The organism is Streptomyces sp. NRRL S-920, assembly GCF_000717945.1.
GTDB lineage: Bacteria > Actinomycetota > Actinomycetes > Streptomycetales > Streptomycetaceae > Streptomyces > Streptomyces alboniger.
In genome coordinates, this window is the sequence record NZ_JODF01000015.1 from 98370 (window position 1) to 115419 (window position 17050).

General features: G+C 69.2%; 11 protein-coding genes and 1 pseudogene. 9 read left to right on the forward strand and 3 right to left on the reverse strand.

Annotation, left to right across the window (positions count from 1 at the left end):
* Positions 1–189: 189 nt before the first annotated feature.
* Positions 190–1473: a hypothetical protein gene (locus tag IG54_RS0113515; protein ID WP_030782111.1), complete on the forward strand. Its 1284-nt coding sequence runs from the start codon at positions 190–192 to the stop codon at positions 1471–1473.
* Between the two features lie 15 nt (positions 1474–1488).
* Here IG54_RS0113515 and IG54_RS0113520 read toward each other — a convergent pair whose 3' ends face one another.
* Positions 1489–2469, reverse strand: a complete 981-nt coding sequence (locus IG54_RS0113520; protein ID WP_030782114.1) for an ATP-binding protein — start codon at positions 2467–2469, stop codon at positions 1489–1491.
* A gap of 101 nt (positions 2470–2570) precedes the next feature.
* Between IG54_RS0113520 and IG54_RS0113525 the strand changes: the two genes are divergently transcribed.
* Positions 2571–3386 (forward strand): Fic family protein, encoded by an 816-nt coding sequence (locus IG54_RS0113525; protein WP_030782116.1) that lies wholly within the window; start codon positions 2571–2573, stop codon positions 3384–3386.
* A 374-nt stretch (positions 3387–3760) separates the two neighbouring features.
* Here the strand turns inward: IG54_RS0113525 and IG54_RS0113530 are convergent, their stop codons facing one another.
* Positions 3761–4585 (reverse strand): HAD family hydrolase, encoded by an 825-nt coding sequence (locus tag IG54_RS0113530; RefSeq protein WP_030782118.1) that lies wholly within the window; start codon positions 4583–4585, stop codon positions 3761–3763.
* Between the two features lie 576 nt (positions 4586–5161).
* On the opposite strand from IG54_RS0113530, the gene ssd reads away from it, so the two are divergent.
* The 6 genes and pseudogenes from ssd (at position 5162) to IG54_RS0113560 (ending at position 13446) form a co-directional block, all read left to right on the forward strand.
* Complete coding sequence (ssd, locus tag IG54_RS0113535) at positions 5162–6292, forward strand: septum site-determining protein Ssd (RefSeq protein WP_051819494.1); 1131 nt, start codon at positions 5162–5164, stop codon at positions 6290–6292.
* A pseudogene (locus tag IG54_RS37920) lies at positions 6289–7023 on the forward strand (CpaF family protein); the annotation flags it as partial. The gene ssd and the pseudogene IG54_RS37920, both read left to right, overlap by 4 nt.
* Before the next feature lie 105 nt (positions 7024–7128).
* Positions 7129–8589 (forward strand): site-specific integrase, encoded by a 1461-nt coding sequence (locus tag IG54_RS0113545; RefSeq protein WP_030782122.1) that lies wholly within the window; start codon positions 7129–7131, stop codon positions 8587–8589.
* Positions 8589–10529, forward strand: coding sequence for a hypothetical protein (locus IG54_RS0113550; RefSeq protein ID WP_030782124.1), 1941 nt, complete (start codon positions 8589–8591; stop codon positions 10527–10529). Before IG54_RS0113545 ends, IG54_RS0113550 begins: the two co-directional genes overlap by 1 nt.
* Positions 10526–13045 (forward strand): hypothetical protein, encoded by a 2520-nt coding sequence (locus IG54_RS39255; RefSeq protein ID WP_051819495.1) that lies wholly within the window; start codon positions 10526–10528, stop codon positions 13043–13045. Before IG54_RS0113550 ends, IG54_RS39255 begins: the two co-directional genes overlap by 4 nt.
* Complete coding sequence (locus tag IG54_RS0113560; RefSeq protein ID WP_030782128.1) at positions 13045–13446, forward strand: hypothetical protein; 402 nt, start codon at positions 13045–13047, stop codon at positions 13444–13446. Before IG54_RS39255 ends, IG54_RS0113560 begins: the two co-directional genes overlap by 1 nt.
* 96 nt (positions 13447–13542) lie before the next feature.
* Here IG54_RS0113560 and IG54_RS0113565 read toward each other — a convergent pair whose 3' ends face one another.
* Positions 13543–14940, reverse strand: coding sequence for a hypothetical protein (locus IG54_RS0113565; protein WP_030782130.1), 1398 nt, complete (start codon positions 14938–14940; stop codon positions 13543–13545).
* A gap of 322 nt (positions 14941–15262) precedes the next feature.
* Here IG54_RS0113565 and IG54_RS0113570 point away from each other — a divergent pair, with 322 nt between their 5' ends.
* On the forward strand, positions 15263–17029 hold the full coding sequence (locus IG54_RS0113570) for an asparagine synthetase B family protein (protein ID WP_030782132.1): 1767 nt from the start codon (positions 15263–15265) through the stop codon (positions 17027–17029).
* Positions 17030–17050: the final 21 nt, after the last annotated feature.

Consider the following 17050-nt stretch of genomic DNA (forward strand, 5'->3'; position numbering starts at 1 on the left):
CAACGCTCGGTAAACGAACAGTAATGCAGAGTAAAGGCTTTGGGTGGACTAAAGGTGCAAATGGGGTAACCAATCACCCGGATGAATGAATAAGAACTTTTGTCGGCTTGTCATACCGGGACATTCCGACATCCGTGCGAGGTTGCTGACCGTTCTGTCCCGACTTGCACGGAAAGAGGTGGGCGGAAGATGGCCGCCACCCGGAGGATCACCGCGAGCCTCACCGCCCTCGTGGCCTGCGCGACAGCGCTGGCCGGCTGCGCGGGAAGCGACACCGGCGCGGACGCCGGCACCAAGGAAGGCGCCCAGGGCGCGAAGAAGGCGGCCGGAGCCGCGGCGCCCAAGAGCCCGGTACGCCTGATCGGGGACGGCTCCACCGCGTACACTGGAAAACAGCCGAACCTGCCGAGACCGGCCCGGCTGAAGCCCGGCCAGAAGCCACCGCAGTTCGTGGTCTTCTCCTGGGACGGCGCGGGCGAGGACGGCCAGAAGCTGTTCTCCCACTTCCGCAAGGTGGCCAAGCGGAACAACGCCACGATGACGTACTTCCTCAGCGGCGTGTACATGCTCCCCGAGGACAAGCGCGCTCTCTACGACCCGCCGCGGCACATGGCCGGCAGCTCGGACATCGGCTTCAACGACCGCAAGGGCATCAAGAACACCGTGGAGCAGCTCCGCGGCGCCTGGCTCGAGGGAAATGAGATCGGCACCCACTTCAACGGTCACTTCTGCGGTGCCGGCCGCGGGGTCGGCGAGTGGTCGGTCAAGGACTGGAAGAGCGAGATCAAGCAGGCCAAGTCCTTCGTGAAGGCCTGGAAGACGAACACGGGCCTGAAGAAGGCGCAGCCCCTGCCCTTCGACTACGACAAGGAACTGGTCGGCGCCCGCACGCCCTGCCTGGAGGGGCAGAAGAACTTCATGCGGGCGGCCCGGGAACTGGGCTTCCGCTACGACACCAGCGGCGTCAACAACCAGCTGTGGCCCAAGAAGAGGCACGGCCTCTGGGACCTGTCGATGCAGCTCGTCCCGGTGCCCGGTCGTGGCTTCGAGACGCTCACCATGGACTACAACTTCATGGTCAACCAGTCCGGTTCGACGTCCAACGGTGACCCGTCCAAGCACGAGTACTGGGGCGACCAGATGCGCGACGGACTGCTCCGGGGCTTCGCGCGCGCCTACAAGGGCAACCGCGCGCCGCTGATCATCGGCAACCACTTCGAGTCGTGGAACGGCGGCACGTACATGCGGGCCATCGAGGAGACCATCGACTCGGTCTGCACCAAGCGCGGGGTGCGCTGCGTCTCCTTCCGGCAGCTCGCCGACTGGCTCGACGCGCAGGACCCGAAGGTGCTGGCGAAGCTGACCAAGCTGCCCGTCGGCAAGGCGCCGAAGGAGGGCTGGGCGTCGTTCCTCTCCGCCCAGCCCGCACCGGCCCCCAAGGGCGTACCGGGGGCCCCGGCGGTCAAGCCGTAACCCCCGCGGGCCCGTTCAGGCAGGGGTGACCGTCTGCTCGCGCAGAACGAAGGCGGGGTCGACCTGGGCGGCCAGGTCGGCACCCGTCCGTTCGTTGCCCCAGCTCTGCGCGTTCTTCAGGTGGAAGTGGACCATCTGGCGGGTGTAGCGCTCCCAGTCCCGCCGCTCGTACGAGGCGTCGACGGTGTCCTGAAGGACGCGCAGGGAACGGCGGTTCTCCTCTTCCAGGTGCTCGAAGCGGGGCGGGTGGCCCTTTTCCATGGCGCGCACCCAGTCCGAGTGCCCGACGGTCACCAGGAGGTCGTCGCCGACCTGTTCGCGCAGGAAGTCGACGTCGTCCTGGCCCTGCACCTTGTTGCCGACGACCTTGAGGTCGACGCCGAAGTCGCGGGCGTACTCCTTGTACTGGCGATAGACGGAGACTCCCTTCCTCGTCGGCTCGGCCACCAGGAACGTCATGTCGAAGCGCGTGAACATCCCGGAGGCGAAGGAGTCCGAACCGGCGGTCATGTCCACGACCGCGTACTCATCGCGGCCGTCGACGAGGTGGTTCAGGCACAGCTCCACCGCTCCGGTCTTGGAGTGGTAGCAGGCCACGCCGAGGTCGGCTTCGGTGAACGGCCCGGTCACCATCAAACGCACGGTGGCGCCGTCGAGTTCCAGGGGCCGGGCGCACGCGTCGTACACGGGGTTGTCCTCACGGACCCGCAGCAGCCGCGAGCCCTCGCCCGGGGGTGTCGTCTTGATCATGGTGTCGGCGGAGGCGATCCGCGGATTGGTGCCGCGCAGATAGTCCTTGATCAGGGACAGGTGGGCGCCGAGGGCGGGCAGCCGGCCGGCGTCCGCCTCGTCGAGGCCGAGCGCGGGGCCCAGGTGCTGGTTGATGTCGGCGTCCACCGCGATGACGGGGGCGCCGGTGGCGGCGAGGTGGCGGATGAAGAGCGAGGACAGCGTGGTCTTGCCGCTGCCGCCCTTCCCCACGAAAGCGATTTTCATAACCACATAGCGTAGTGGGTTCTTTACGCGCGGTACTCGTTCCGCGTGAAGAAGACCACTCCTTCGTGGAGCGGGCGCTTGGAGTACGTAGGGTCGTACTCATGAGTACGACACCCGATCCGCTCGTGGCCCTGGGGGCGCTCCCCGGCGTGGCCGACTCCGTGGACTCCGTGCGCAAGGCCGTGGACCGGGTCTACGGGCACCGGATCATGCGGCGCCGAAGCAACGAGATCACCTCCGAGGCGGCGCTGCGCGGCGCCCGTGGCTCCGCCGCGCTCTCCGGGGCCGAGTGGGCCCTCGAGGAGGTGCGCCGGCGCAGCGACTTCAGCGGTGACGGCGAGGCGCGCACGGTCGGCGGGGCCCTGCGGCTGACCGCGGAGGCCGGCCAACTCCTGTCCATCTGGCGGCAGTCGCCGCTGCGGGTCCTCGCGCGGCTGCACCTGGTCGCGGCGGCCGACTCGGCCGAGGCCGCGGGGCGCCCGCGGCTGGCGGGCGAGCCCGTCGAGGAGCCGCTGATCGAGCTTCCGCTGCCGGACGCGGACGAGGTGGCGGGGCGCCTGGAAGGGCTGTCGCGGCTGATCATCGCGGGCAGCTCGGCGCCCGCCCTGGTGACGGCGGCCGTGGTCCACGGCGAGCTGCTGAGTCTGCGGCCCTTCGCCTCGCACAACGGCTTGGTCGCGCGGGCCGCCGAGCGCATCGTCCTGGTGGGCAGCGGCCTTGACCCGAAGTCGATCTGCCCGGCGGAGGCGGGGCACGCGGAGCTGGGCCGGGCGGCCTACGTGGCGGCCCTGGACGGCTACGCCTCAGGCACGCCGGACGGCATGGCGGCCTGGATCGCCCACTGCGGCAAGGCCGTTGAGCTGGGCGTCCGGGAATCGACCGCGGTCTGCGAGGCGCTTCAGCGCGGAGCCGCATAGGCGCTTCAGCGGCAGTTGCGGGGCCCGAACAGGGTTGCGGCGGTACGGAATTCCGTACCGCCGCTGGCATGTTCACCGGGTTACCAAGCGTCCTCGAAATGTTGCCCATCAGGTCGGGAACTTGGCCCGTCACCTGGTGCGGCTGGCCCGTAATCGACGGGTCGACGTCGCGTGGGTGCCCAGTGTTCATGCTCGGTCCGTGGGGCCGTGGTTGCGTTTTAAGGTAATCCTCTCGGATGTCCTTGGTCTCGCGGGCCGTTGACTCCTTTGTACTCCAGTCCTGGGGCAAGCGGTAGTCCTGGCCGTACTTCTTTACTTTTGGGTTCAAACAGGTGCGAATGGGGCGCAGGGGGCGCCCTGGGCAACTGTGCTGGTCAGCTCGCTGCCGCGCGCCGCCGACTGGCGAACCAGACGAGACCCGCGGTGGCCGCCGCGGCCCCCACCGCGGCGGCCGCTACGAGGGCGGGCCGGGGCGGGGCGGGCAGGCGCTGCTTGAGCCGCACGGGGCGGTGGAAGTCGAGGATCGGCCACGCGCGCGTGAGGGCCTCTTTCCGTAGCGCGCGGTCGGGGTTGACGGCGAAGGGGTGTCCCACGGACTGGAGCATGGGCAGATCGGTCGCCGAGTCGCTGTAGGCGTAGCAGCGGTCGAGGTCGTACCCCTCCGACCGGGCCAGCTCCTTGATCGCCTCGGCCTTGGTGGGGCCGTACGCGTAGTACTCCACCTCGCCGGTGAAGCAGCCGTCGTCCCCGACCACCATGCGGGTCGCCACCACGCGGTCCGCGCCGAGGAGTTCGCCGATCGGCTCGACGACCTCGGCGCCCGAGGTGGAGACGATGACGACGTCGCGGCCCGCGATGTGGTGCTCCTCGATGAGAGAGGCGGCCTCGTCGTAGATGATCGGGTCGATCAGATCGTGCAGAGTCTCGGCGACGATCTCTTTGACCTGTCGTACGTTCCAGCCGCGGCACAGCGCGGACAGGTACTCGCGCATCCGCTCCATCTGATCGTGGTCGGCGCCGCCCGCCAGGAAGACGAACTGCGCGTACGCGGTGCGCAGCACCGCCCTGCGGTTGATCAGGCCGCCTTGGTAGAACGACTTGCTGAACGTGAGCGTGCTCGACTTCGCAATGACCGTCTTGTCCAGGTCAAAGAAGGCGGCCGCGCGAGGCAAGGAGTGGTTTTCCACAGGCTTGAGCATAGGCGCCCACCATTCGGCGTAAGCTGAGGCGCGTGGGTTTGCCTGAGAAGGCTCTCGGGTACACCATGGAAGTCACGGATCGTTCGCGACCGTGCTAACCCGGTCTGGCTCCTCCCCCCCCGAGTCGGACCGTGGGGACGACCCCCGCTCTCCCCCCCGGCGGGGGTCGTCGCATGTCCGGATGGGTTTTTGAACCCTCCGTCGATCATCTGCCGGCCTTCAGGTCCCTCTCTCCACCCTCTTGGCATTCTTGAGGTCTGCCCAAGATTCGTCACTGTGCGTAGCCGTTTCACTGCTCTGCGGAAGCCCTCGGGAAGTCGGCGGAAGGCGCTGGGAAGTCGAAGCGAAGGTGGCGCGAAGCCGACGTGAAGCCGAGGCGATGTCACTGGTTCGAGTGACCGAAATATTCACAGCCATCGCCTTGTCCGCAGTTATTGACCAAGATCCACAAGATTTCCCGGATCGCGGCACGCTGATTTTGCTCGTTCTGCTCGCGAAGTTCATGGCCGGATTGCTTTGCCAGGTTCTTCGCCCCTTGCGGAACGCGGCATTCACAGGAGCTTGCGCGAGAGGGGGATGAAGATCGTGGGTGGACTGATTTCGCAGTGCGGGGCCGCGCCGACGGACGGACGGCAGGGTGGACCGCTGATCCTCACGGAGGATGTGGATCTCCTCGATGACCTGCTGCGGCTGTGCGCGGCGGCAGGAGCCCGGCCCGAGGTGCACCACGGCGGGCCCGACCGGGGAGGGGGATGGGACTCGGCTCCGCTCGTCCTGGTGGGCGACGACGCGGCGGAGCGGCTGCGCGGGGCCGTGCGGCGGCGCGGGGTCGTGCTGGTCGGGCGGGATCAGGATGATCCCGGGGTCTGGCAGCGTGCGGTGGAGATCGGCGCCGATCATGTGCTGCTCCTGCCCGACGGCGAGCAATGGCTGGTGGAGCGCATCGCCGACGTGGCCGAGGGCGTGGGGCGGCCCGCGCTCACCGTGGGGGTCATCGGCGGCCGAGGTGGGGCCGGGGCCTCCACCCTGGCCTGCGCCCTCGCGGTCACGGCGGCCCGCGCGGGACGGCGCACGATGCTCGTCGACGCCGACCCGCTGGGCGGCGGCCTGGATGTCCTCCTGGGGGGCGAGACGGCCGAAGGCCTGCGCTGGCCGGCCTTCGCCGCGTCGCGGGGCAGGGTCGGCGGAGGGGCGCTGGAGGAGTCGCTTCCGGAGCTGCACGCCCTGCGGGTCCTGAGCTGGGACCGCGGCGACATGGTGACGGTCGCGCCGGAAGCCGTCCGTGCGGTCGTCTCGGCCGCCCGCAGGCGCGGCGGGGTGGTCGTCGTGGACCTGCCGCGCCGGGTGGACGAGGCGGTCGCGGAGGCGCTGACGCAGATCGACCTCGGCCTGCTGGTGGTGCCGCCCGAGCTGCGCGCGGTGGCGGGGGCGCGGCGGGTGGCGTCGGCGGCCGGTCCGGTCCTGCGCGACGTGCGCGTGGCGGTTCCGGCAGGCGTGGGCGCGCCGGGCCTCGGCACGCTCGATCCGGAGGAGGTCGCGGGGCTGCTCGGGCTGCCGCTGGTCGGAGAAGTGCCCTGGGAAGGGGGGCTCCGTGCGGCGCAGGCGGCTGGGGTGCCGCCCGGTGGCGCCGCGCGCGGTCCGCTGGCGCGGTTCTGTGCCGCGTTCTGGGACCGGGTGCCGGCCGACACTCTCGGAGGGGGCGTATGAGCGCGGTCGTGGGGGCGCGGATGCTGGACGGGGTGCGCCAGTGGCTCGCGGAGAACGGCACGGAGCCGACCCCGGCGCGCGTCGCCGAGGCACTGCGGGCGCAGGGCCGGGTCCTCGGGGACACCGAAGTGCTCGGAGCCGCAGCCCAGTTGCGTTCGGAGCTGATCGGCGCGGGGCCCCTGGAGCCGCTGCTCGCGGACGCCTCCGTGACCGATGTGCTGGTTTCCGCGCCGGACAAGGTGTGGGTGGACCGGGGCGGTGGCCTTGAGCTGACGGGGGTCTCGTTCCGGGACGCGGCCGCGCTGCGGCGCCTCGCGCAGCGCCTGGCGGCCGTGGCGGGGCGGCGCCTGGACGACGCGAGGCCCTGGGTGGACGCGCGCCTCCCGGACGGCACCCGGCTGCACGCCGTGCTGCCACCGGTCGCCGTGGGCTCCACCTGCCTCTCCCTGCGGGTCGTGCGGCCCCGCGCCTTCACCCTCGCGGAGCTGGTCGAGGCGGGGACGGTGCCGCCCGGCGGCGACCGGGTGCTGCGGGCGCTGCTCGACGCCCGGCTGTCCTTCCTGATCAGCGGGGGCACGGGCACCGGCAAGACGACCTTGCTGAGCGCGCTGCTCGGCCTGGTCGGCCCGAGGGAGCGGATCGTGCTGGCCGAGGACTCCACGGAGTTGAGGCCCGAGCACCCCCATGTGGTCCGGCTGGAGTCCCGCCCCGCGAACCAAGAGGGGGCCGGTTAGGCCAAGTATTGCTAGGTGTCTCACAGTTGCTTCTGAGGCGTACGAGATCAGCGAGGGCCTTGTTAGGTTCAGTGATCTCTACATGTCTCAGGGGAGGGACAGTTGGACTACTTCTTTGTGTCGCACGAGAAGGTGCGCCGCTACTACGAGCCAATTCCGGGGGTTCCGCTCGATGCGCTGGCGTATGTACAGCGGCCCGGGGCGGTGAAGGAGGGTACGCCGTTCTTCCTCGGGCCGGACATGCGGCCGTCGGAGCCGTTGTGCAGCTTCTTCCTGGAGTTGGCGAAGACGGTGAAGGCGAAGACGATGCAGGACTACGCCTACGACGCCATGGACTTGGTGGACTTTCTGGAGGAGCTGGATCCGCCGACTGACCTGCTGTCCGCCACCGAGGACGATCTGCTGGCCTACCGCGAGGACTGCACCGAGCTGCGAGAGTCGCCGGACATGCCGGCGACCTGGAAGCGCCGCCGGGCGACGATCAACAACTTCTACACCTGGGCGACGGATCCGAGGACGAAGCTGCTGGAGGAGCGGCCGTATCACCGCCGCAGCAATGGCCGGGACGTCTTGTCCTGGGGTGCGACGAGCGAGCTGGACGTGCGGCATCTGACCTTCCGCCAGTGGCGTTCCTTGAAGCTGGTCGGGCTGCGCGGCCTCCTGCCAAATGACCGTGTTGACCCGCAATTTCGCGGCCGGTCCCCGCTGCGAAACAGTGCCGGTGGAGAGCTGGCGATCACGACTGGCATGCGGCTACGGGAGTTCAGCTGCCTCTTCGACATCGAGGTGCCCTCACCGCGACGGGATGGCTCACCGGCCGAGGTGCCGCTGCAGGCGATCGCCAAGTTCGGGATTCCGCGGGTGGTCACGGTCCAGGACATGACGCTGCGCGAGATCGACATGTATCGGCGCACGGAGCGGGCCGCGATGGTCCGGGCATCCGCCAAGGCGCTTTCCCGGCGGCGGGACGAGCTGTTCGTCGTCTCGGACATCGACCTGCGTCGCAGGAAACTGACCGGGATACTCCACGGCCGCCGCCGCACGTTCCGCATCGAGGCCATACCGGCCGAGACCCGGCGCCGGACGGTGTTCGAGGGCGACCATGGCCTGGAGCCGATGGCGCTGTTCGTCGGCCGGGGCGGGCGGATGCCGACCAAGACGCGGTGGGAGCAGATCTTCGACGAGGCGCTCGTGCGCACGCGGCGCATCATCGAGGATTACGAGGGCGACGTGGTCATGCCCGCACAGGTCAAGATCCACGACACCAGGCACACCTTCGCGATCTACATGCTGCAGATGCTGACGCAGCTGGTGGTGCAGGAGGAGGCCGAGCGGCTGCGTGAGGGCGGCCATGGCGCGTTCCTGGCCGATCACATCTCCAGGAACCCTTTGCTGATCTTGCAGCGGTTGCTGGGACACCGGAGCCCAAAATCCACGATGCGGTATCTGCGCTATATCCGGGACACAAATGCGCTGGTCAACAGGGCAATTGAAGAGTGGAACTACCAGGACAGGACTTACGTGGACTATGCGTCGGCACTGGTGGACAAGGAGGCGGGCTGATGGCCCGGCGGGGAGAACGCAAGGTCCGTACGCGGGCGGCCGCCCCGTCACCGCCGCCGTCGCCGGGGCAGATCGGGATCCGCAGTCTCCTGGTGCCCGAACGGGGCCGGGAGAAGACGGTCACGCTGGACCCGGGGGCCTATCGGTGCTCGGTGCTGGTGGCCCAACTTGCCGATGAGTGGCTGAAGCTGGCGCGGGGCACGGCTCTGCGCAGTGGCGGCCAGAGCTATGCCCACGGAGTGAGGAACCTCGCCCGGTTCGTCGACAAGCACCTGCCCACGCTCGGCCTGGACCCGCAGAAGGCCCGGCTGGACGGGGATACGGTCGATCTCGTCGCGGTCCTCTACGCGTGGGAAGCCGCCATGCGCGAGGAGAGCGGGGCGGAATCGGGCAACTCCTACGATCGTGCAACCTCGGTGCTGGCGCTGATCGCGAACCGGGCGGCCTGGGACGGGGCGGTGCCGGAGAGCCTGCGGCTGCGAGCGCAGGCCCGTCCCGCCTTCCGCAAGCCGCCGGAAGAGCCGCTGGACGAGTTCTCCAACGCCGAGCGGATCGCGCTGCGGGACGCCTCCCGGGCGGCGATTCGGGCGATGGAGGAGCGTCTGTCCTGGGGACGGGAACTGCTGGAAGCCGGTGTCGATCCCCGGCAGGACAGCTGGCGGAAGCTGGAGAACCTGGTCTGGGCGGCCCGGTTCGGGCTGCTCAACTCGGCGGCGCTGACGGAGAATCTGCCCGCGCATCCCAAGTGGTGGCCGCGGCCGCTGCATGACGTGATGCTTGAGCCGTCCCCGGACGGCAAGTCCCGCCGCCCCGGCATCCGGCAGCTGGGCCGGGGCGTCGGGCGGCTGCTGTTTCCCGACGACATGGATCTTCACCCCTTTCGGGTCCTGATGCTCCTGGGCATGGCTGACACCACGCCCGAGGAACTGAACGACCTGAAGCTCGGCGACCTGGAAGCCATCGATGGTGGACTGCGGGTGGTCCAGAGCAAGTTCCGGGCCGGGCGGACCCGCGCCGATCTTCATCCCGCGACTGAGGCCGGTGAGTACTTCGCCGGGGCGGGCGCCTGGGATGTCCCGGGCCTGTTCAGGCGCCTGCTGGCGGCCACAGAGCTGAGCCGGGAAGTGTTCGCTGACGTGGACCCGTGGCTGATGCTGGAAGTGACCCGCGAGGCTAAGGACGGCTCGCTCAAGGCCGGGGTCTGCTCGTTCAAGCGGACGGATCGCCGCTTCACCCACTGGATCGCGCAACAGCGGGATGCGGCGGGCAAGTTGCTGGAGATATCCGAGCCACATGACGCACGCCGCCTGCGCAAGACCGCGAAAGTCGTACGCGCCACGGTCCTGGGCGGCACGGTGTCCGACCTGGCCGGTGATGACCACCACGTCGAGGTCTATCGCAATCACTACGCCCACGGCACGACCGCGCACATCCTGGCCGGCCGGGCGGTTAACCGGGCCCAGGAATGGGTCTTCGGCCGCACGATCCAAAGCCCTGTCCTGGTTGCCGAGGAAGCCGAGAAGCGGCTGGAGGACGCCGAGGTCGCCGCCGATCTCGGCCTTGAGGCGTCGCAGGCCAAGGCGATGCTGGCGGGTGAGCTGGACATGGGGCTGGTGAACTGCCGCGATCCTTACGACTCGCCGCACAGCGCCCGGGGCAAGGTCTGCCATGTTGCCCCGGCGATGTGCATGCTCTGCCGCAATGCGGTGGTGTTCACCTCACAGTTGCCGCGGCTGCTGATGCTGGCGGACCACATTGAACGGATGCGGGCCGCCCTGGACCCGCCCCGCTGGCAAGCCGTCTGGGGGCGGCAGGCCGCCGCCCTGAACAAGATCTTCGCCGAGTGCGGGGAACTCCTCCCGGCCGCCCGCCGGGAGATCGACGAACTGGGCCTTCGCCTCGACCTTCCCTTGGGACAACGAACGGAGTTTGACCGATGACGGCCCGCCCCGCTCTTGCCCCCACCGTCTTGGCATCGGAGCGGATCGGTGACGACGAACCCGTCTTCGGCACCGGCTACCAGCTGCTGGCAGGAGTGAAGGTTCCCGTCTTCGGAGATCTCGTTGCCTGGTCGGGCGACTGCATCGGCAGACGGGCCAACTTCAGCCGCTCGGACTGGACGCTCTACTTCCCCACGGACGACCCGCTGGCGTCGCTGCAGCTGCGGGAGTTCGCGTTCTCGCTGCTGAACCCGACCCACGCGAGGCTGCGGCAGGCATCCGTCTACCTCCTCGCGGAGCCGGCGCCGTTCCTCTCGGTGGTGGCGGACTGCCGGAAGCTGCGGATCGTCTTGCGGCTGGCCCGGGAACACAGCTGGCCCGAGGACTTCGGACGATGGGAGACAGAGCACTGGCAGGCCCTGATCGCCGAGCGCCTGAAGACAGTTGAGCCCAAGACCCTGACCGGCGACATCGCGGCAGTGCGGCGGCTGCGGCAGCTCACTTCGGTGATTACCGGGATGAGCACGTTCGAGGACCCCTGGGAGGGGCGTCCCGCTCTGCACGTGGTGAAGGAGGCCGAGGAGGACACCACTCCCGTCAACGACGGGCTGTCCACCCCGGCCGTCCCGCCCGAGACCTGGTGGCCCCTGCTACGGGCGGCCTGGACCTATATCCACACCTTCGCCCCGGACATCCTGCGGTGGAAGACGGAGTTCGAGGAGCGGGCCGAGACGCTGGGCAAAGGAACGGAGCCGCCCCGCAAACGCAGAACCCCGATGAGCGCAGACGAGGCGGACGCGGTGGTCGCGGCCTGGCTTGCCGACCCGGCCAACCTTGTTCCCCTGCATGAGAAGCCGTTCCGGGAGGCACCGGCAGGCTCCCCGATCTGGACGACCCTGAGCCAGATGATCTCCCGCGGGCAGAACCGTTTCCTGTTCGCGATCCGCCCGGGCGTCCACCACGACCGTGTCGAGGCCCGCAGGGCCAGCGTCCTTGCCGCTGTTGCGCAGGGCCGCAGCTGGACGGTTGGAACCCGTGAGGTCGGCCGGCTTACGGAGGGGAGCCGTTACCGCCCCAACGGCGCCCACCCCACGAGGGGCACACTCGACGACGACGTGCAGAAGTGGCTGTCCGACCCGGCCAATCTGGTGCCGGTCCGGGCGGAGGCTGACGATCAGGGGGAGGCCGGGACGCCGATGCTGGGCACCTTGGCACGGATGATCTGGGGTTTCCCGCGTTATGGCCACCGCTTCGGCACGACGGCGGCCGGACACGAGCGTCGACGGGTGGTCGAGGAGGCGGTGGCCGCTGGCCAGTGCCAGGCTGTCGGGCAGCGCGGAAGCCGGGGCTATCGGCTGTTGCCGCTTCAGACCTCCGGCGCGGCCCAGGTCACGCGAGAGGACGGCAGCACGGGGCCCTGGCGGACACGGATCACCCATGACGAACTGGGCGAAGAACTGCGGATGTTGCGGGCATCCTGCTACGTCTTCATCACGGCGTTGAGCATGATGCGCGACTCTGAAGTCCAGGAGATCACCCGGGAAGCGGTGGGCAGCCACTTCGGCTCGCCCGCCGTGAAGTCCCGCAAGACCAAGAAGGAGCCGACCCGGCCGGAGCAGTTCTGGTGGATCATCGAGCCGGTCGCTGAGGCGATCGCCGTCGCCGAGAAGGTCTCCTGGCACCCGACCCACCTGTTCGCCACCCTGGAACCCCCGACACGGGGCGAGACGAGCTACAAGGGACGCCCCGGCATCATCGCGGGCGACGAGATCGACTACTTCATGAACCGGGTCAATGCCACCGCCGACCGCCTCGGGCTGGCGAAGATTCCGCAGGCACACGTGCGTCCGCACATGTTCCGCAAGACGATGTCCCTGATCACCAGCCGGGAGCCGGACTCTGAGATTGCCCTGGGGCTGCAGCTCAAGCACGCCGCACGCCGGGCGATGTCGAACCGGACGACCCAGGCATACGGGCGGATGGACGTCTCTTGGATCAAGGAGTTCGACGATCAGCTGGAGCACGCGGCGGCGCTCAGACTGGTCGAACTGCTCAAGGCCCGCCGCAGCGGCGACGTGGTCGCGGTCGGCCCCGGGGCAGCCCGGTTGCATGCCGGCCTGGACAAGGTCATCGCCGCGGTCGACAGCGACTCCGAACTGCAGGCCCAGATTGCCGACGAGCGTCTCCAAGCCTCCCTGCTGGCCTCGGAGTTTCCCGAACTGCACTTGGGCACCTTGAACCACTGCCTGTTCGACGCCCCGCAGGCCGAATGCCAAAACGAGTTGCCAGAGGATCAGCGGGGCCGGGCCCCGCTGATCGGAGCCTGCCAGCCTGACCGCTGCCGCAACTCGGTGATCACCCGGGCCCACATGCCGATCTGGGTTGCCGAAGAGGAGGACCTAACGGCCATGGCGAAAGAACCCCGCCTCGCGCCGCCCCGCCGCGAAGCCGTCCTGATCCGGCTCGACGACGTCCATCGCATCACCCGCGCACTACGAGAAGAAGGAGCCACCTGATGCCGGTGTCCGCCGCGACCGAGACGAAGCTGCGGGAGGCCATGGCCCGGCTGCTGGCCGGAGAGCCCCTGCACACCGACGGGGCCCTGACCAAGGAGAACCTTGCTCGCGAGGCCAAGGTCAGCCACGCGACCGTCCACCGGGCCGAGGACATCTTGGCCGAGTGGGACACCAAGGTTGCCCGCCCGGTCCTGCGGACCCCCGGCGAAGTTCAGAGAGACGAGACGATCGCCGACCTCCGCAAGCAACTGCGGGAAGCGAAGGGCCAAGTCACGGAAGTCCAAGGGAAGTTCGACGCGCTGGCCACGGTTGCCGCGAACCTCTACGCGGAGAACCTCGGGCTGAAGAAGAAGGTCGGCAGCCGTCAGCGGCTGGCCGCCGTCCCAGCCCAGGACGGCTGAGCCCAGAGAGCCGGACGCGATGGTGCATGAGGAAGTCGTACGCCCTTGGGGTGTTCGCTGGATCTTCCCCCTCCTCGAGGAGGGGGAAGATCCAGCTCAGGCGGCGACGCCGAGTTCGGTGCGGGTTCGGTGGAGGAACTCGCGGACGGCTGGCTCGCGCCGCCATGGGGTGAGGGCGGTGTTGAACTCGGCCACGTAGTCCTTGGCCCGGGTCGACTGGACGCGGGCGAGGATGTCCACGGAGCGGTTGCCGAGTTCGAGGCCGTGGTCGAGGTCGCGGGCCTGGAGGTGGGCGGTTCCGACGATGGCGAGCCGCATGCCGACGGAGCGGGTGAAGACCCCGGTCGGCATCGCGCTGGCCTGTTCGTTCCAGGTCAGGGCGGCTTTGGGGTTCTTCAGGTCCCGGAAGACTTCGGCGGCGTCCGCGGACAAGCGGGAGTGCGCATAAAAGTCGATCCACGCGGGCTCGTCGCCGCTGTCGTCCTTCGCCTGTCCCAGCAGGTCTTCGGAGGCTTTCAGGGCCCGCGAGGCGGCCCTGGGGTCGTTCTCGCGGGCATGGGCTCGGGCTTCGATCAGCTTGGTGAACGCCAGCACCCTCGGGACGGCCTGGCCCTTGGCCCGGTTGAAGGCGCCTTGGGCCATGTCGACGGCTTCGGACGCGAACCCGCGCATCAGGGTCTGCATGGCCATGGTGGTCAGGACATAGCAGCCGAGCTGGACGTCGCCGCCGGCGCGGGCGAGTCGGAGGGCCTGGATGAAGTGGCGCTGGGCGGCATCATGCTCACCGACGTCGAACGCCGTCCACCCGGCGAGTCTCGACAGCTCGGCGGTCACAGAGAAGAGTTCGCGGCCGATGTCATCGGAGAAGGATCCCTCCAGCAGCGGGGCGGCCCGGTGGTCGAGGCAGTCGGTGACGGAGTTGGCCTTCCAGTTCCCGCCGCCATACTTCGAGTCCCACCGCCTGGCTTCCTCGGCGGCCTCGCGCAGCTCGTCCAGGTCGGCCCGCCCGACCTGCTGCCCGCCAGCATGGTCGGCAGTCTCGTCGGCGGGGGTGACGAGCCAGCGGGTGACGGGGGTGGTGAAGGCGGACGCGGCGAAGCCGGATCCGGTGCCGGTGAGGAAGTCGCGGCGGTTCACGGAGCTCCAGAACGAAGTGGCGACGCGGACGGCGTCGGCGGGGTCTCGCGGGAAATCCAACCCCACATCGGCGTCGATTGTCTCCGCCTCGCCCATACCGATCTCGCCGAGGTTGACGGGTCGCCCGAGCCGTTCGCTGATGGCCTGCGACAACAGCTTGGGGACCGGCCATTTCGGCGTCATCCCGCGGCGGCACCAGTTCGCCACGGACGTGTGTGAGTAGTCGGTCTCTATCCCGGCAGCGTGGGCGAGCTGGTTGATGCGCAGAGCCAGGGACTTGTGGCTCGCGCCGCTGGCTTCGATGAGCCGGGCCAGGTCCGCGTTGGGCGGACGGGTCCGGCGGGTGGTCGATGCCATGACTCTCCCCTTTTGCCGGTGACCGGACTACGCACGGCTCGAACAGACGGTTGAGTACGTATGTCTGTACTTGGTGGAGCACGAGAGACCCGTACTCGACGGGGGACGAAGAGTCGTACGCGTTCCGCGTGTTGGGTCTCTGACGATATTCCTCCGCCACCGGCCGCGAACCGTCTTTGCGAGTTGTGAGCCCCCCTGCGAGCCCTCCCCCCGCTCTTTGCGGGCGGCTGTGATGTGAGTCCAGGCCGCCGCCGGAACCGGAACAGATCTCCTTCCGGCGGCGGCCGCCGCAGGCACCACCACACCCGGGGGTGAACCAGATATGTGCGGAATCGCAGGACTGGCCGGAGGAGACGCCGTCCGCCACAAGCACACGGTCGGCGCGATGGGCGCCTCGCAGTCGCATCGCGGCCCGGACGGCACCCTGCACGCCGCCGCGATGGACGGGCGGGCGGTGCTGGCCATGAACACGCTGCTGATCGTCGACCCGCAGGCCGAGCCCGGCCCCTACCTCGATCGCGAGACCGGGATTCTGCTGTCCTTCAACGGCGAGATCTACAACTACCGGGCCCAGGCCGCTGTCTGGGGCATCCCGCGCGACGCCCGGGAGACGGACGCGCACTTCCTCCTGCGGGCCTGGGCGAAGATCGGACCGTCCTGCCTGGACGGACTGGACGGCATGTTCGCCCTCGCCGTCTATGACGCGCGCATCGGGAAGCTGTTCCTGGCCCGGGACCGGCTGGGCGAGAAGCCGCTCTACTGGCGTCTGGACGGCAGCCGGCTCGCCTTCGCCTCCGAGGTCACCACCCTGGCCGGCTACGGACCCGCACCCCTGGTCCTGCGGCCCGAGGTCCTCGCCATCGAGACCCCGGTCGGCGTCGACACTCCCTTCCAGGGCATCCAGCTGCTGGCCCCAGCGACGTTGCTGTCCTTCGACGTCGTGACCGGCTCGCTCGACCAGCACGTCTACTGGCGCCTTGAGGACCGGCAGCCGTTCACCGGCACCTACCGCGAGGCGCTGGCGAAGTACTCCGTGGTCCTGGCAGATCAGGTCCCGCTGCGAGCCCCGGCCTGCGACTTCGCCCTCTTGCTCTCGGGCGGACTGGACTCCTCGGTGCTGGCCTACCTGCTGCGGCCACCGGTATGCGTCACCGTCCGCTACCCCGGACAGGACCGCCTGGACGAGTCGAAGGTCGCGGCTCGGATCGCCGCCGACATCGGCGCCGAACTGATCGTGGTCGAGCCGGACCCGATCGACTTCACCAAGGTGCTGCCGCACATGATGGCCGCGCTGGACTACCCGATGGGCAACGCGTCCACGTTCTCGGAGTACATGGCCTACCGGAAGATCGCCGACCTCGGGCTGAAGGTCGCCGTCGGAGGCCTGGGGCCGGACGAGTTCCTGATGGGATACGTCCGTCACTCCCTGGTCCTGTTCGGCTCGGATACTGTCCTGGCGGCCGGGATGGACGCCTACCGGCCGCTGGCCGCCAAGCTGATGCACACAGCCGGTGAGGACCTGGATCCGGTGGAGGCGGTCACCCGGCTCATCCTGCGCGGTCCCGACCCCGAGGCCTGCATCCGCGACCTCATCGCCACCGCGATGCAGAAGGCCGGCGGGGACCTGGCCCGAGCCCTCACCCTCGCCGACCTGGCGACGGCCTGGCGGCCGCTGGTGATGACCAGCGACAAGCTCGCCTCCGCCTACGCGATCGAACGCCGGTCCCCGTTCCTGGCCCGCGACCTGGTCGAGTTGTCCTACCGGCTGCCCCAGGGGCACAAAATCTGTCACCCGGCCGAGGGCAAGCGGATCCTCCGGGATGCGGCGAAGGCCCTCGGCCTGCCGCGGGAGGTCTGGGGCAGCCGGGACAAGCTCGGTTTCGCCTCCCCGGTCCCCGCCTGGCTGAACGGCAAGCTCGCCGGCTGGGCCGACGCCCAGATCCGCACTGCCCTCACCGAGGCCCCGGCCGCGATGCGGCCGCTGCTGGAAGGCGGCCTCAAGCCGGGCGGCCGGTTCGACCGCACCCGGATGCAGGCCCTGATGGCAGCCGCTTGGTTTTGCGACCAGACGGTGAGGGCTGCGGCATGACGATCGCGCACATCACTACGG

Excerpts from the sequence above, each read along its gene's own strand:
- IG54_RS0113515 (WP_030782111.1), top strand. The coding sequence starts at position 190 with ATGGCCGCCACCCGGAGGATCACCGCGAGCCTCACCGCCCTCGTGGCC.
- IG54_RS0113520 (WP_030782114.1), bottom strand. The coding sequence starts at position 2,469 with ATGAAAATCGCTTTCGTGGGGAAGGGCGGCAGCGGCAAGACCACGCTG.
- IG54_RS0113525 (WP_030782116.1), top strand. The coding sequence starts at position 2,571 with ATGAGTACGACACCCGATCCGCTCGTGGCCCTGGGGGCGCTCCCCGGC.
- IG54_RS0113530 (WP_030782118.1), bottom strand. The coding sequence starts at position 4,585 with ATGCTCAAGCCTGTGGAAAACCACTCCTTGCCTCGCGCGGCCGCCTTC.
- ssd (WP_051819494.1), top strand. The coding sequence starts at position 5,162 with ATGAAGATCGTGGGTGGACTGATTTCGCAGTGCGGGGCCGCGCCGACG.
- IG54_RS0113550 (WP_030782124.1), top strand. The coding sequence starts at position 8,589 with ATGGCCCGGCGGGGAGAACGCAAGGTCCGTACGCGGGCGGCCGCCCCG.
- IG54_RS39255 (WP_051819495.1), top strand. The coding sequence starts at position 10,526 with ATGACGGCCCGCCCCGCTCTTGCCCCCACCGTCTTGGCATCGGAGCGG.
- IG54_RS0113560 (WP_030782128.1), top strand. The coding sequence starts at position 13,045 with ATGCCGGTGTCCGCCGCGACCGAGACGAAGCTGCGGGAGGCCATGGCC.
- IG54_RS0113565 (WP_030782130.1), bottom strand. The coding sequence starts at position 14,940 with ATGGCATCGACCACCCGCCGGACCCGTCCGCCCAACGCGGACCTGGCC.
- IG54_RS0113570 (WP_030782132.1), top strand. The coding sequence starts at position 15,263 with ATGTGCGGAATCGCAGGACTGGCCGGAGGAGACGCCGTCCGCCACAAG.